The organism is Erwinia sp. TECH1 (genome assembly GCF_054057575.1).
Window position 1 is genome coordinate 1,411,613 of record NZ_JBSRZK010000001.1, and the last position, 13,760, is coordinate 1,425,372.

A 13,760-nucleotide genomic window follows, 5' to 3' on the forward strand; every position below is an offset into this window, starting at 1 on the left:
GGTTCAATCGCATCACGGAATGGGGAACTTCGCGCCTGTCAGCTGACCAGCAGCAGGCTTAAAGCCACTGCATCAGATGCCGGAACGTTAAGCCGGGAGGCTTTTGGCGTAGCTCAGACAGCAAGCGTTTTGGTCGACGGTAATATGGGAAGAATTTACAGGGGAAAAGCGATCAGTTCCGTTCCGGATGAGGTCACACGGATCATCGATCCTTCCGTGTGCCAGGCGCCCAGCACCACGCGTTCGGCGGGCAGACCGTTAACGGTGAGCGTATGAACGGCGGGGCGGTGCGTATGGCCATGAATAAGGCACTGCACCTGATAGCGGCTCATCGTATAGGTAACGGCTTCGTTATTGACGTCCATAATCGCCATCGTTTTGCTGCTGTTGGCCTGCTTGCTGCCAGCACGCATTTTCTGAGCGATACGCTGACGCAGCGACAGCGGCAGCGACAGGAAAAGCTTTTGCAGCCAGCGCTGATGGACCTTGCGGCGAAAGCGCTGATAGCCTTCGTCATCAGTACACAGCGTGTCGCCATGCATAATCAGCAGCGGCCGACCATACAGCTCCAGCCGTTGCGCTTCCGGCAGCAGCCGCATACCGCATGATTTTGCAAAGCGCTGACCGAGCAGGAAATCGCGGTTGCCGTGAATAAAGTAGCAGGGAACGCCCGCCAGCCTTAATTCATCAAGCGCGGCGGCGACTTTGGCGTGAAGCGGATTGGGATCGTCATCGCCAATCCAGGCCTCAAACAGGTCGCCGAGGATGTACAGTGCATCGGCCTGACGCGCGTCACGCCGCAAAAAAGCAAGAAAACCGGCAGTGATTGCCGGTTCTTCTTCACACAGATGTAAATCTGCGATAAACAGCGTATGCGACATTATTCGCTAACGGTGACTTTCTGGATCACGACGTCTTCTTTTGGCACGTCCTGATGCATTCCGCTGCGGCCGGTAGAAACGGCTTTGATTTTCTCAACCACGTCCATGCCTTCCACAACTTCAGCAAAGACGCAGTAGCCCCAGCCCTGCAGACTTTCGTCACGGAAGTTCAGGAAGTCATTGTCCGCCACGTTAATGAAGAACTGCGCGGTCGCGGAGTGTGGCGCCTGGGTACGGGCCATCGCCAGCGTGCCTTTGGTGTTTTTCAGGCCGTTGTTGGCTTCGTTACGGATTTCCGCTTTGGTGGCTTTCTGCTGCATGCCAGGCTCAAAACCGCCGCCCTGGATCATAAAGCCGTTGATAACACGGTGGAAAATGGTGTTGTCGTAAAAACCTTCACGGCAGTAATCCAGGAAGTTTTTAACAGTTTCAGGCGCTTTATCGTCAAAGGTTTTGATAACGATATCGCCATGGTTAGTCTGGAAAGTGACCATATTCTCATCCTGTAAAGGTTGAAGGGGTGGATTTAGCTGCCGTCAGCGGAATAATCAGGCTGACAGGCGATAAAATAGAGGGCTCTTATATCACAAAATGTGATGACGAGTCAGCACCGCCGCATAAACGGAAGCGTGCCGAACCTTGCTTTGCGTGGCGCTTGCGTTAACAATACGGCAGAATATGCCTGTTACTATCACGATCGCACACGTTAAAAACGGAATGTCTCAATGCTAAAGATTTTCAACACCCTGAGTCGTCAAAAAGAGGAATTTAAGCCTATTCATGCCGGTCAAATCGGCATGTACGTGTGCGGCATCACCGTCTATGACCTGTGTCATATTGGTCACGGGCGCACCTTTATTGCCTTTGACGTGGTCGCCCGCTATCTGCGCTATTTAGGCTACTCGCTGAAGTACGTGCGTAACATCACCGATATTGATGACAAAATCATCAAGCGCGCCAACGAAAACGGCGAAACTATCGACGTGCTGACCGATCGGATGATCGCGGAAATGCACGCTGACTTCGCCGCGCTGAATATTCTGCCGCCGGATCTGGAACCTCGCGCTACGCACCATATCGCCGACATCATTGAACTGGTCAGCAAGCTTATTGAGCGCGACCATGCTTACGTCGCCAGCAACGGCGACGTGATGTTCTCTGTTGCCAGCGACGCCGATTACGGCCTGCTGTCGCGTCAGGATCTGGAACAGCTCCAGGCCGGCGCGCGCGTTGAGGTGGCCGCCGACGTTAAACGTAATCCTATGGATTTTGTGCTGTGGAAAATGTCCAAGGCCAATGAGCCGGGCTGGCCTTCGCCGTGGGGCGAGGGGCGTCCGGGCTGGCATATTGAATGTTCCGCCATGAACTGCAAGCAGCTTGGCGAGCACTTCGATATTCACGGCGGCGGTTCCGACCTGATGTTCCCGCATCATGAAAACGAAATCGCCCAGTCTACCTGCGCGCATGACGGCCCCTACGTCAACTACTGGATGCATTCCGGCATGGTGATGGTTGACCGTGAAAAGATGTCCAAGTCGCTGAACAACTTCTTTACCGTGCGCGACGTGCTGGGCTATTTCGATGCCGAGACCGTGCGCTACTTCCTGATGTCGGGCCACTATCGCAGCCAGCTGAATTACGGCGAGGATAACCTGAAGCAGGCGCGCGCGGCGCTGGAAAGGCTTTATACCGCGCTGCGCAACACCGATCCGCAGGCTGAAGCCGTGGGCGGCGAGGCTTTTGAAGCCCGTTTCCGCGAGGCGATGGACGACGATTTCAACACGCCGGAAGCCTATTCCGTGCTCTTTGATATGGCGCGCGACGTTAACCGCCTGAAAACCGAAGACAGGGCGGCCGCAAACGGGCTGGCGGCAAAACTGCGTCAGCTGGCTGGCGTGCTGGGCCTGCTGGAACAGGATCCTGAAGTCTTTTTGCAGAGCGGTGCGCAAAGTAACGACGATGAGGTCGCCGAGATCGAAGCGCTGATCAAAATGCGCCTGGATGCACGTAAAGAGAAAAACTGGGCGCAGGCTGACCTGGCGCGTGACAAGCTGGTCGAAATGGGGATCGTGCTGGAAGACGGCCCGCAGGGAACCAGCTGGCGTCGTAAATAAGCTAAAAAAGTTCAGGAGCCAATTGGCTCCTGAATGGTTTTTACTTTCTTCACCGACCGCTCAGCTTTTAAAATGCAGCCTGCAGCTGACTTTACTCAGCGACGGTGATGCTGTTGCCGTTAAAGCTGACGGTCTGGCCCGCAACGATTTTACAGCGTTTACGGGTTTCTGTTTTGCCATCTACCGTAACCTGGCCGTCCGCGATTACGTCTTTTGCCGCACCGCCGCTTTCCACCCAACCTTCCAGCTTCAGCAGATCGCATAAATCGACGTGGGCATGTTTACCCAGAGAAAAAGTTGCCATTATTGTACTGCTCCATCATGAAATTCTTCGCAGGCTTGCAGGGTATTCTGAATCAGCGTTGCCACGGTCATTGGGCCAACACCGCCTGGAACCGGCGTAATATAAGCTGCCCGCTCGGAAGCTGCAGCAAAATCTACGTCACCAACCACTTTGCCGCTTTCCAGACGATTAATGCCCACGTCAATCACGATCGCGCCAGGCTTGATCCAGTCGCCAGGAATAAAGTTTGGTTTACCTACGGCCACCACCAACAGATCGGCATGTTCGATATGGTGACGAAGGTTTTTGGTAAAGCGATGGGTAACGGTAGTGGTGCAGCCTGCCAGCAGCAGCTCCATGCTCATTGGACGACCAACGATATTGGACGCGCCAACCACCACGGCGTTCAGGCCAAAGGTGTCAATGTTATAACGCTCTAGCAGCGTGACGATGCCGCGCGGCGTACAGGGACGCAGCTTAGGCGCGCGCTGGCACAGGCGACCAACGTTATAAGGATGGAATCCATCGACGTCTTTTGACGGCGAGATGCGCTCCAGCACCTTTACGTTATCAATGCCTGCCGGGAGCGGCAGCTGCACCAGAATGCCGTCAATTTCGCTATCGTTGTTCAACTTATCGATCAGCGCCAGCAGCTCCGCTTCGCTGGTGGAGGCCGGCAAATCGTAAGAGCGGGAGATAAAGCCCACTTCTTCACAGGCACGGCGTTTGCTGCCCACGTAGATTTGTGAAGCCGGGTTCTCACCTACCAGTACCACCGCCAGGCCAGGCGCGCGTTTACCCGCGGCCAGACGCTGCTGCACTTTTTCTGCAACCTCAAGGCGCACCTGCTGCGCAATCGTTTTACCGTCAATAATCTTTGCTGCCATCAGAGAGAGGATCCATCTGTGTTGAGTTGAAACGGGAGATGGCGCCTATTCTGGCAGAAGCGCGCGCCGCTGTCAGGCACAGATTCGGAGCGGGCTGTTCAATAGTGCAGCAACAGATTGGCTTAGTAAGCAAAATCGTTGACTCGACGGCTTCGCGCCGTATAATCCGACCCTGTTCCCCATGCGCCCTTAGCTCAGTTGGATAGAGCACCGGCCTTCTAAGCCGTAGGTCACAGGTTCGAATCCTGTAGGGCGTACCATTACTTTTCAATAGCTTACGCTAGTTTCAATCCCACCTGATTTCCTCCTTGTGTCGTATTTGTGTCGTCACTCCCCAAAAGTGAGTCAATTTTACGCGCATGCTCGGTCAGATGGTTCGGTGCCAGATGCGCATACCGGCGCACCATTTCTATCGACTCCCAGCCACCCATTTCCTGTAAGGCAGAAAGCGGCACTCCGGCCTGAATGAGCCAGCTCGCCCAGGTGTGTTGCAAATCTTGAAAGCGGAAATCCTTAATGCCTTCCTGATTAACGCTGCCCGCCATGCAGTGTTTTTGACCGGAGGCACATATTCTTGCTGAATTTCAGTCAATAAATCACTCCTCTTAATCATTTTCTCATCTCATACCTTAAATGGGTATCACGGTTGCACATCTACGCGCAAAACAATAAACTGTATAATCTTATTTTTGTTTTCTGTGAGGCTTTCGAAAAAAATATTAATAAAAGTGGATCCGAATATAGGCAATAAAAACCACCGTCAAATTTTTATATGAAATCTTATATTTAACAACAGATTGTTTTTTTTGATGTTTAAATTTAATTTACTGAGCGATTTTATGATTTGAAACTAGTAAGTTAAGTTTCTCCTTTTTGTCGCATTACTTTCGGGATGGTAATGTTGTGAAAAAAAACATAGAAAAATGGTTTCTGAATGGGTAATCAGAAATGGACTTTATTGGATGAGTACTATTATTAGCTGGAAGCTCAAGGAAGACGAGCAGAATTGGCTGGTATCGTTTGAGACGTTTAATGACGAGGTTAAATTAGAGTTTGAGCAGATCTTGAATGACTCCAGGTTCAGGGAGAAGCTTCAGGTACACACTGGAGAAGTTAGAACTTTGATCATCGACAATGTTCTGAGGAGCATCAATTTGAGACTTGCTCAATGAATCCGATACTATTCAACTGTTAAGGTAGATTATCTAAACTATAATGTATTTTTATGCAAAGTATCCTGTTTTGTTATTTTAAGGATACCTTGCCATCAGAGCTCTGGATATACGTTTTATCACCTATATTTATAAATGCTTTTCCATCTATGCTTCCTCTAACAACAAATGCTATGCTGTTATACACACAATTATTATGCTCGCCATTCGTATCATCAAAGCAGGTATAGTCATCTATTGAACCATCTCTGGTGCCTTTGGGAAGTTTCTCGTAACCATTGAAATTCATGACGATAACTGTGAAGTTATCAGGAGTATTAATAATTTGATATTTATTCTGAAGTAATTCTCTTTTTTTTAACCACCATTTTATTTTTCCTTCAGTAGTCATTGGTAAGTGCTCTACAAAAACAGCACCATTATCTACTCTGACTATTTTGGTTGGCCTTGCAGCAATCCATATGCAATATGCTGATATTAAAAAAACTAAAATTGCTCCAATCCTTTTATATTTAAACATTGTTTTCTCCTGTCAATGTTATGGTTGCTTCAAAATTTGTAAAAAATGGCTTTTGAGCAAAATGCTTTGCCCTCTGTAGGACGAACCATATTCTGAAATCCAGAGTATGAATTTTCAAGTTGTAAAATACAAAGTTCCTTCCAACCGCTTTTAGCAGAAGCTGCTTTCAGCGCCGCTCGTGCTTTAATGTAATATACATCTATTTCTTCAACTGTTGGTTCAATAAAGGGAATTCCGCAAATATGCTCGATATTGTCTTTGTTGAGATATTGTAATGTTCCTGTGGTATTGTTTATCAATGCTTCAGCCATCGAAATATGTAATCCTTCCTGAAAATAAGTGATGCTTAAAAAGGGTTCTTTGTCGAGCGCAGGGTAAAGATTTATCCAGCGATCCTGTCCTTTAGATAAGTACTCTAATATGTTCTCGTAATCCGTATCAGAGAATTTTTCGGTTTTCTGCTCATTAATGGCCATTAACACCTTTCTGTAAAGCTTATCCTCTGAGCTATTTAATGCGCAAGCGCTGAGCAGCAATATAAGAAGAGCGGTTGTGAATTTTTTCATTGTACAATCAGCTCCTTATCGCCGGTTTCTATTATCTTTTCCCTGTATCCCCGCATCAAAATAATACAGCCATTGGATGCGGTTCCTCTGCCATTACCACCATGAATCAAAAACCCCTCACGCCCGCACATGCTGTTCCCGCTGTGTGGCGTAAGCCTGATAACATATCTTCCTGCCGTAGGGTGAACTGCAATCGGGCCATTTATATGATAATTGCCGCGCGGCAGCAGCCCTTTATTCTTAACGCACTCATCATCAGGGTTGTCTTTGTAACCCGACGATCCCGCATACTCAGCGCTAAATTTATAGTCGCCATTGCGGGAGAATTTTTTAGTTATTACATTGTAGATCCAGGCCATAATTCTATATCCTTATATTATTAAATTTATTCCATCTGCTTCGCCAGCATCTCTACAAACCGCGTGACCGGCCACCCCTTAAGATCTGAAACCTGCCCGTCGCCAATTTCCACCAGCCGTGGTTCTCCGAGCGTATTCTCAATCATATCTATCGTAAAAAACGAGCTGTCTATCCGGCTGGCTATCTCTCTTACGCTTGTCGATACATCGCCGTCGGCGGCGTAAACCTGTTTGTTCAGCACAAAATAGCGCTTTTCACTGTGAGGTTTAAAAGATTCAAAACGACGCAGGCAAATACCGCCTTCGATTTCGCCACGAAATTTTTTCAGCAGCTGAACAATCTCGCGGATCTCATTGGCGTTATGCGCAACCGATCCTCGGGACGTGGTTAAAGATTTTACGTAGTCTTTGACAAAACAGACGGGCCACTGTAGCTCAGCCAGCAGGGCATCAAAATCTACATCGGGATGAACAACTCTCGTTTCCGGCGTGAAATCGCGGCAAAGATTATACCAGCCCGGCAAATGATGGCAGCGAAGATAGTCTTCTGGCGACGTCATCATCGCGGCCCCACGCACGGTTACGGCATGATGCAGCTGCCGATATTCCGGTGCCGACATCATCCAGCCGCGCCAAATCACGTGGTCGGACAGAAAAGGCGAGGAAAAACGATAATCGCCCATAGCCGCCGCATCTGACGACAGGAGCAGGCAATGCAGACCTTTTTCACGCGCGCAATAATACTCTTGCGCAAAGGCTTCATCAGGACGTTTTGGTTGAAATAACTCGCTGGGATAGATAATTTGCATCGAATTCTCCTTTTCTTTGCACAAGCAGTCCTTTAGCCCATACCCAGCCCGATAACGATATTGACAAAAACGGCGATCGGCATCACAAAAGCGGGAAAAAAGTAATTTTTCTCTTTTTTCCTCCGGCCTGAATAAACTAATACCAGCCCAACAGCCAGAAAGGGAAACCGAGTATTAAATAAGGCACGGAAGCTCCTGAGATGAGTATGCTGGCAGCTATTTATCAGGCCGCTCAAGGTAGCAATATTTATAACGCTGTTTTGACGATAAGCAAAGCGGCATCGGCCAGCGGCAAAAGCACTTAACGCTGTAGCGGCATTTTTTACCCTGTCAAAATGAACCGTACTCAGAAATATTGGGTAAGCAGGGCGTGTGCTAAGTGGCAGGCGGGAAAGAAAATGGCTGAGGCAAATTGTTTATCGGCGGCAGGGGAAACATAGCCACCATCAGCAATCTGCCGATTAATGAGCAGCATTCATAGCTTTAACTCCATATGGCCTATAAATGTCCTGAACCTTAGCTGCTATGCTTCCTCACGCTATGGCTATATAAGCCCTGAGCAAGCTAAAACCGACATGTAGCTTTATTTAATTACAACATACTAAAGACTATAGCGGTAGAAGAGAAAAGACAATGCAGCGAGAGCAGATCATCATTTATGAGCTGGCGGCCTGGATAGACGCCAACATTCATCGGCCGTTAAAAATCGACGACGTGGCGGAAAAAGCAGGCTATTCAAAATGGCATTTGCAGAGAATGTTTCAGCGCGTGATGGGCAAAAATCTGGGCAACTACATTCGCGACACCAAACTGGCGCTGGCGGCAGGGGACTTAATCAAAACCACCGAAACGGTGATGACTATCTCACAAAAATACGGCTATGAATCTCAGCAGACCTTTACCCGCATTTTTGCTAAAAAATACCATAAGCCGCCAGCCGCCTTCAGAAAATACAATGCGTTAAAAAACGGCCCGGACTGCTGTCGAACTAACCGTTAGTTAAAGACGTTATCAAGCCAGTACCTTATACATAATCGTCACGACACAGAATCACTCGGCCAGCCGCCGTCATTCATTCAGTCATTGTCAGCAGTTATTGTCAGTCGTTCAGTCAGTCAACCCGTGAGCCGGTAAGGCCCGGCGTTGATTCCCTGCGCTGCGGCTGTCTGGCTTTAACGCTTAGTAATTAATTCGGTTCACCCTTTCTTTGTTGCCCTGTACTTTTCTTCACCGGTGCCGATAACACTCACAGAGTGATAAGCCGCGTGCCGTTGTGCGCCGCTTACCAGCGTACAAACAGTCAGGCAACCCAGAGGTAGTAATGGATAATTTCCAGAAAGAGATTGATGAGAGAGCGAATCTCGCCTTATCCAACAAGTTTGAGCTTCTGTTATTCCGTTTAGGCTCAGATCAGAACGATGCGAAATCCGAACTTTTCGGTATTAACGTGTTTAAGCTGCGCGAAATCGTCCCTATGCCGACTATTACCAAAGCGGCGGGTATGAAATCACCTCTGCTGGGCATGGCGAACATTCGCGGCCAGTTTATCCCGGTTATCGATCTGCCGGCCGTTGCAGGCTGCACACCGGAAACAGGCTTAAACCTGCTGCTGGTTACCGAATATGCCCGCAGCACGCAGGCTTTCGCCGTGGAATCCGTGGACGATATCGTGCGCCTGAACTGGAGCCAGATCCATACGGCGGAGTCCGGTATCAGCAGCCGCAATATCACCAGCATTGCCTGCCTGGATGACAAAACCAACAGCATGGCGATGGTGCTGGACGTAGAGCAGATCCTGCATGACGTTATTCCTTCCGTGCGGGACGTAAAAGCAGAAGACGTTAAGGTGAAAGAGTTTAATATCAGGCCCGGATCGGTCGCTATCGTAGCGGAAGACTCTAAGGTCGCGCGCCAGATGCTGGAGCAGGGTCTGAAGGTGATGGGCATCCCTGCCGTTATGCACACCACGGGCCTCGAAGCCTGGGAAAAAATCAAGCTGATGGCGCAGCAGGCGATAACGGAAGGCGTTTCCATTCACGACAAAATCGCGATGGTATTAACCGACCTTGAAATGCCGGAAATGGACGGTTTTACCTTAACGCGCAATATCAAGAGCGATCTGGGCCTGAAAAATATCCCGGTAGTGATCCACTCTTCGCTTTCGGGCAGCGCTAACGAAGACCACGTGCGTAAAGTCGGCGCCAACGGCTACGTGGCTAAATTTGAGATCAACGAGCTTTCCGCCGTGATCCACAAAGTGCTGGAAGAAGCCGGTAACTGATTTGTTATTATCGGCGGTTAACAGGCCGCCTGATAACAATGATGTGCTGATAAGGCGAAATAAAAAAATACTGCTTCTTTAAAGTTCATATTAATGTCAGTAAATGCCTGACGATGCGCCAGAACGTTATCTATAGGTAAAGAAGAGGAAGTCATTTATTATTCAGCCGCTGTCAGACCATAAGGAGATCAGGATGACAATGCTGGAACAAATAAAAGTTCTTTATCTTAATGATGAACAGGGCGAATTTCTCAAATACGCTATTCTGGCCGATCAAACCGGACGCGCCGCGCTGGTTCTGGTGCATATCTCATTGCAGCACCAAATCGGGCAGCTGTCCTGGGCCGTCTGGACGAAAGTAGACGAGCTGAGCGTGCCGCTGGCGGAGGAAACGCCCGAAGCGGCGTTAAGGCTGGCGGTCGCGGCCTGCGTCGACCATCGCGCCAGCTGGCAAAAGTAGCGCTTAAGCTGCCTGCGGGCAGCTTTTCTACGCGGTTGCCTCGCCACATTGCTGCTGTTACTCTGACGCCCCCTGTGCCCGCAATTCCCGGTAAAAAAATGATCTGGCTGATGCTTCTGACTTTGGTGGTAGTTTTTATTATTGGCTTTCGCGTGCTGAATTCACGATCCCGCCGCGCGACCAGCGCGCTGACGAAGCGGCTGAATATCGATCCGGTCTACGTTGAATCATTGCTCAGCCTGATGGGGCGAACGGCCGGAGAAGAGTTTGTCGCCTATCTTTCTCGCGATAACGAGGCGCATTTAAGCAATGCGGCAAGCGTGCTGCTAATCTGGCAGCTTTGCCTGGTGGATGAATCGGAAGAAAATATCGCTTTCTGGCGTGGCGTACTGCGCGAAGCCTGGCTGCCGACCGAGCTTTCCAGTGAACACGTTCGGCTGGCGCTGAAATTTTTACGCGAGCTGGAGCCGGACGCGCAGGAAATGCACGCATTTCGCCTGCGCTATAACGCCCGGTTCGCACCCGATAGCAATACGGTGGAGAACGGAAGCAATAATGTGGTATCGATTCATTCTCATTCTCATCACCACTGAATAATTTTTTCCGTCTGTTCAGTGTGGGCATTATCACTTATCTGAATTATTTTTAAGCGGTTATAAGGAAATAGTGCCTTAATCGGGCAGGAAAGTAATGGCGAAGCGCTTTTTTGTACACAACACTCGGGTATCAATTCTATTGCAGTTTTATAACAAAGTTATAAAGCTTAACTAAAAATAATTAGAGTTTAATTTTTACATTTAGAAATAATTTTATCCATAACATTACTTTTTTTCTGGTCGATAACAAAATCTATTAACTCAAATTACATTTTATTATCATGTGAGAGTCGTAATGTTATGTTGCTACAAAAAGAAACTACCCGGCGCAAGTTTTTACTGGGGTCGCTGTTAGCATTACCGCTCGGCGAGCTGGTCTTTAAAGGATTAACGGCGGCGCAGGCTGCTGAAATGGCCGCACCCGAGCTGCTCGATTATAAACCCATCTTTTTTTCTGCCGACGAATGGCAATTCGTGATGGCCGCCTGCGATCGCCTGATCCCGGCCGGTGGCAAAGGCAAGGCGCCAGGCGCGCTGGAAACCAACGTGCCGATTTTTATCGATCAGCAAATGCATGGCGATATGGGCAGCGAAATCTATATGCAGGGGCCGTTCAACCCTCATGCGCCGGCCACCATGGGGTATCAAATCCCGTTCCGTCCGCAGCAAATCCTGCAAACCGGTATTCGGCTGGTCAACAGCTGGTGCCAGCAGCAGCATCAGAAGGCGTTCCACGAGCTGGAAATAGCCGATCGTGAAGCCGTACTGACTCAGGTGCAGAAAAACCAGATCGTCTTTGCCGACCTGGGCGAAAGCGCCCTGCAGGGATCGCAATTCTTCAGCGAATTACTCTCCAATACCAAGCATGGCTACCTCTCCGATCCGATGTATGGCGGCAATAAAGGGATGAAAGCCTGGATTGCCATCGGCTTCCCCGGCGCGCGCGCCAGCTATATGGAATGGGTGAAGCAGCACAACGTGCCGTATCCGCTGGGCCCGATAAGCATTAAAGGCGAGCGAGCCTGAGTTTTTCTCTGATTACAGACTGGCAGGATTAAAAATGGCAACAATCAATAAAGAAGAAGTCGACGTTGTAGTCGTCGGCCTGGGCTGGGCTGGCTCGCTGATGAGCATCGAGCTGGCGATGGCCGGATTAAAAGTGCGCGCGCTGGAACGCGGCGGCGATCGGGGATATGAAGAGTTCGCCTATCCTAAACCGGCCGATGAATACGCCTACGCCGTGCGTAATAAAGTGATGGCGACCCCGGCGGAAGCGGCGGTGACCGTGCGTTACAACATGAGCCAGACGGCGCTGCCGACGCGTAAATGGGGCGCTTTTGCGCCAGGTACGGGCGTGGGCGGTTCCGGCCTGCACTGGACGGCGGTGCTGATCCGTCCAACGCCAACCGATCTGAAGCTGAAAACCTATGCGGATCAGGCCTACAAGCCAGGCATCCTGCAGGAAGATATGCGCATCATGGATTTCCCGTTCACCTGGGATGAAATCGAGCCGTATTACACCAAATTTGAAAATATCTGCGGCCAGTCCGGCAATACCGGCAACCTGCGCGGGCAGATCCTGGAAGGCGGCGACCCGTTTGAAGGGCCGCGCTCAGAGCCTTACCCGCTGCCGCCTCTGGAAGATACGCTTAATACCAGCATGTTTGCGAAAGCGGCGAAAAAGCTCGGCTATCACCCGTTCCCTAACCCGTCCGCCTGCGTTTCCCGTGCCTGGACCAACCCTTACGGCAACCAGATCGCGCCCTGTAACTACTGCGGCTACTGCAGTAAATATCCGTGCCTGAACTACTCCAAAGCCTCGCCGCAGACCGCCGTTATGGATGCGCTTAAGCGTATGGATAACTTCTCTTATGAAGTGCACGCCAACGTGATGAAAGTGGTGCTGCATGACGATAAGAAAACGGCTAAGGGCGTGATTTATATCGATGCGCAGGGCAACGAGTGCTTCCAGCCCGCGAAAATCGTGGTATTGAGCAGCTTCCAGTTCTGTAACGTTCGCCTGATGCTGCTGTCCGGCATCGGTCAACCTTACAACCCTATCACCGAAGAGGGCGTGATTGGTCGTAACTACGCTTTCCTGAGCAACGGCGGCGCCACGCTGTTCTTCAAAGACAAAAACTTTAATCCGTTCGCTACGGCTGGCGCTACCGGCCAGATGATTAACGATATTTCGCCGGGCAACTTTGACGGCCCGTCGCTGGGCTTTATCGGCGGCGCGAAAATTCACAGTTCGCAGGCTACCGGCACGCCAATCAGCACCGCGCTGCCAAAAGGCACGCCGTCGTGGGGAACCGGCTGGAAAGAGGGGCTGGAAGAGTGGTACGGCCATTCGATGAAAATCAGCATTACCACCACCTGCCAGTCCTATCGCGATATCTATCTCGATCTGGATCCGAACTACAAGGATGAATACGGCTATCCGCTGCTGCGTATGACCTTCGACTGGAAACAGAATGAGCTGAAGCTGCAGCAGTATCTGAAAGGCGTGGTCAGCAACATCACCAAAGAGCTGAACCCGGACAGCTACAGCGAAAGCTTCCTGCCGATGGACGCGCATTTTGACCTGACCAAATACGTCTCGACCCATAACGTGGGCGGTGCAGTAATGGGCGATAACCCTAAAACCTCGGCGCTGAACAAGTATCTGCAAAGCTGGGATGTGCATAACGTCTTTGTGCCGGGCGGCAACGCTTTCCCGCAAAACTTCCAGGCGAACCCGACCGATACCATCGGCGCGCTGACGCTGATGGCGGCGCAGGCAATCAAAGATATCTATCTGAAAAATCCCGGTCCAATGGTACAGGCGTAAGC

At 50.2% G+C, this 13,760-nt stretch carries 16 protein-coding genes, 1 tRNA gene and 2 pseudogenes; 9 read left to right on the forward strand and 10 right to left on the reverse strand.

Annotation, left to right across the window (positions count from 1 at the left end; all coding sequences use genetic code 11):
- Window positions 1-155: 155 nt before the first annotated feature.
- Both lpxH and ppiB read right to left on the reverse strand, forming a co-directional pair.
- The gene (gene lpxH, locus ACVWZ0_RS06535; protein WP_253454990.1) at window positions 156-881 is read right to left on the reverse strand and encodes a UDP-2,3-diacylglucosamine diphosphatase; all 726 of its coding nucleotides are present in this window, start codon (window positions 879-881) and stop codon (window positions 156-158) included.
- A complete protein-coding gene (gene ppiB, locus ACVWZ0_RS06540) occupies window positions 881-1,375 on the reverse strand; it encodes a peptidylprolyl isomerase B (RefSeq protein ID WP_125288486.1) in 495 nt (164 codons plus the stop codon). Before ppiB ends, lpxH begins: the two co-directional genes overlap by 1 nt.
- A gap of 231 nt (window positions 1,376-1,606) precedes the next feature.
- Here ppiB and cysS point away from each other — a divergent pair, with 231 nt between their 5' ends.
- Complete coding sequence (gene cysS, locus ACVWZ0_RS06545; protein WP_253454989.1) at window positions 1,607-2,995, forward strand: cysteine--tRNA ligase; 1,389 nt, start codon at window positions 1,607-1,609, stop codon at window positions 2,993-2,995.
- A gap of 91 nt (window positions 2,996-3,086) precedes the next feature.
- Here cysS and ybcJ read toward each other — a convergent pair whose 3' ends face one another.
- Both ybcJ and folD read right to left on the reverse strand, forming a co-directional pair.
- Window positions 3,087-3,299, reverse strand: coding sequence for a ribosome-associated protein YbcJ (gene ybcJ / locus ACVWZ0_RS06550; protein WP_253454988.1), 213 nt, complete (start codon window positions 3,297-3,299; stop codon window positions 3,087-3,089).
- Window positions 3,299-4,165 (reverse strand): bifunctional methylenetetrahydrofolate dehydrogenase/methenyltetrahydrofolate cyclohydrolase FolD, encoded by an 867-nt coding sequence (gene folD / locus ACVWZ0_RS06555; RefSeq protein WP_253454987.1) that lies wholly within the window; start codon window positions 4,163-4,165, stop codon window positions 3,299-3,301. Before folD ends, ybcJ begins: the two co-directional genes overlap by 1 nt.
- A gap of 183 nt (window positions 4,166-4,348) precedes the next feature.
- Between folD and ACVWZ0_RS06560 the strand changes: the two genes are divergently transcribed.
- Window positions 4,349-4,425, forward strand: a tRNA-Arg gene (locus tag ACVWZ0_RS06560).
- A 15-nt stretch (window positions 4,426-4,440) separates the two neighbouring features.
- Here ACVWZ0_RS06560 and ACVWZ0_RS06565 read toward each other — a convergent pair.
- Window positions 4,441-4,718, reverse strand: a pseudogene (locus tag ACVWZ0_RS06565) (tyrosine-type recombinase/integrase); the annotation flags it as partial.
- 370 nt (window positions 4,719-5,088) lie between these two features.
- Here ACVWZ0_RS06565 and hxsD point away from each other — a divergent pair.
- Window positions 5,089-5,337 (forward strand): His-Xaa-Ser system protein HxsD, encoded by a 249-nt coding sequence (gene hxsD / locus ACVWZ0_RS06570; protein WP_301252392.1) that lies wholly within the window; start codon window positions 5,089-5,091, stop codon window positions 5,335-5,337.
- A gap of 73 nt (window positions 5,338-5,410) precedes the next feature.
- On the opposite strand, the gene ACVWZ0_RS06575 is transcribed toward hxsD, so the two are convergent.
- From ACVWZ0_RS06575 to ACVWZ0_RS06595, 5 genes and pseudogenes are all read right to left on the reverse strand, one after another.
- Window positions 5,411-5,857, reverse strand: coding sequence for a DUF943 family protein (locus ACVWZ0_RS06575; RefSeq protein WP_253454985.1), 447 nt, complete (start codon window positions 5,855-5,857; stop codon window positions 5,411-5,413).
- Window positions 5,850-5,954: pseudogene (locus tag ACVWZ0_RS06580) on the reverse strand (DUF3289 family protein); the annotation flags it as partial. The gene ACVWZ0_RS06575 and the pseudogene ACVWZ0_RS06580, both read right to left, overlap by 8 nt.
- A gap of 465 nt (window positions 5,955-6,419) precedes the next feature.
- The gene (locus ACVWZ0_RS06585; RefSeq protein WP_253454984.1) at window positions 6,420-6,782 is read right to left on the reverse strand and encodes a tlde1 domain-containing protein; all 363 of its coding nucleotides are present in this window, start codon (window positions 6,780-6,782) and stop codon (window positions 6,420-6,422) included.
- Window positions 6,783-6,808: 26 nt separating this feature from the next.
- Complete coding sequence (locus ACVWZ0_RS06590) at window positions 6,809-7,591, reverse strand: ATP-grasp domain-containing protein (protein ID WP_253454983.1); 783 nt, start codon at window positions 7,589-7,591, stop codon at window positions 6,809-6,811.
- A 346-nt stretch (window positions 7,592-7,937) separates the two neighbouring features.
- Window positions 7,938-8,066, reverse strand: coding sequence for a hypothetical protein (locus tag ACVWZ0_RS06595; protein WP_301252397.1), 129 nt, complete (start codon window positions 8,064-8,066; stop codon window positions 7,938-7,940).
- Window positions 8,067-8,224: 158 nt separating this feature from the next.
- Between ACVWZ0_RS06595 and ACVWZ0_RS06600 the strand changes: the two genes are divergently transcribed.
- The 6 genes from ACVWZ0_RS06600 (at window position 8,225) to ACVWZ0_RS06625 (ending at window position 13,758) form a co-directional block, all read left to right on the forward strand.
- A complete protein-coding gene (locus tag ACVWZ0_RS06600) occupies window positions 8,225-8,590 on the forward strand; it encodes a helix-turn-helix domain-containing protein (protein WP_253454982.1) in 366 nt (121 codons plus the stop codon).
- A 322-nt stretch (window positions 8,591-8,912) separates the two neighbouring features.
- Complete coding sequence (locus ACVWZ0_RS06605) at window positions 8,913-9,872, forward strand: chemotaxis protein (protein WP_253454981.1); 960 nt, start codon at window positions 8,913-8,915, stop codon at window positions 9,870-9,872.
- Window positions 9,873-10,065: 193 nt separating this feature from the next.
- Window positions 10,066-10,332, forward strand: a complete 267-nt coding sequence (locus ACVWZ0_RS06610; protein ID WP_253454980.1) for a hypothetical protein — start codon at window positions 10,066-10,068, stop codon at window positions 10,330-10,332.
- A gap of 98 nt (window positions 10,333-10,430) precedes the next feature.
- Window positions 10,431-10,925 carry a DUF1198 family protein gene (locus tag ACVWZ0_RS06615; protein WP_253454979.1) on the forward strand — a complete coding sequence of 165 codons (495 nt, stop codon included), beginning with the start codon at window positions 10,431-10,433 and terminating at the stop codon, window positions 10,923-10,925.
- 303 nt (window positions 10,926-11,228) lie between these two features.
- Window positions 11,229-11,954, forward strand: coding sequence for a gluconate 2-dehydrogenase subunit 3 family protein (locus ACVWZ0_RS06620; RefSeq protein WP_253454978.1), 726 nt, complete (start codon window positions 11,229-11,231; stop codon window positions 11,952-11,954).
- 34 nt (window positions 11,955-11,988) lie between these two features.
- Window positions 11,989-13,758 carry a GMC family oxidoreductase gene (locus ACVWZ0_RS06625; protein ID WP_125288500.1) on the forward strand — a complete coding sequence of 590 codons (1,770 nt, stop codon included), beginning with the start codon at window positions 11,989-11,991 and terminating at the stop codon, window positions 13,756-13,758.
- The last annotated feature ends 2 nt before the right edge of the window (window positions 13,759-13,760 follow it).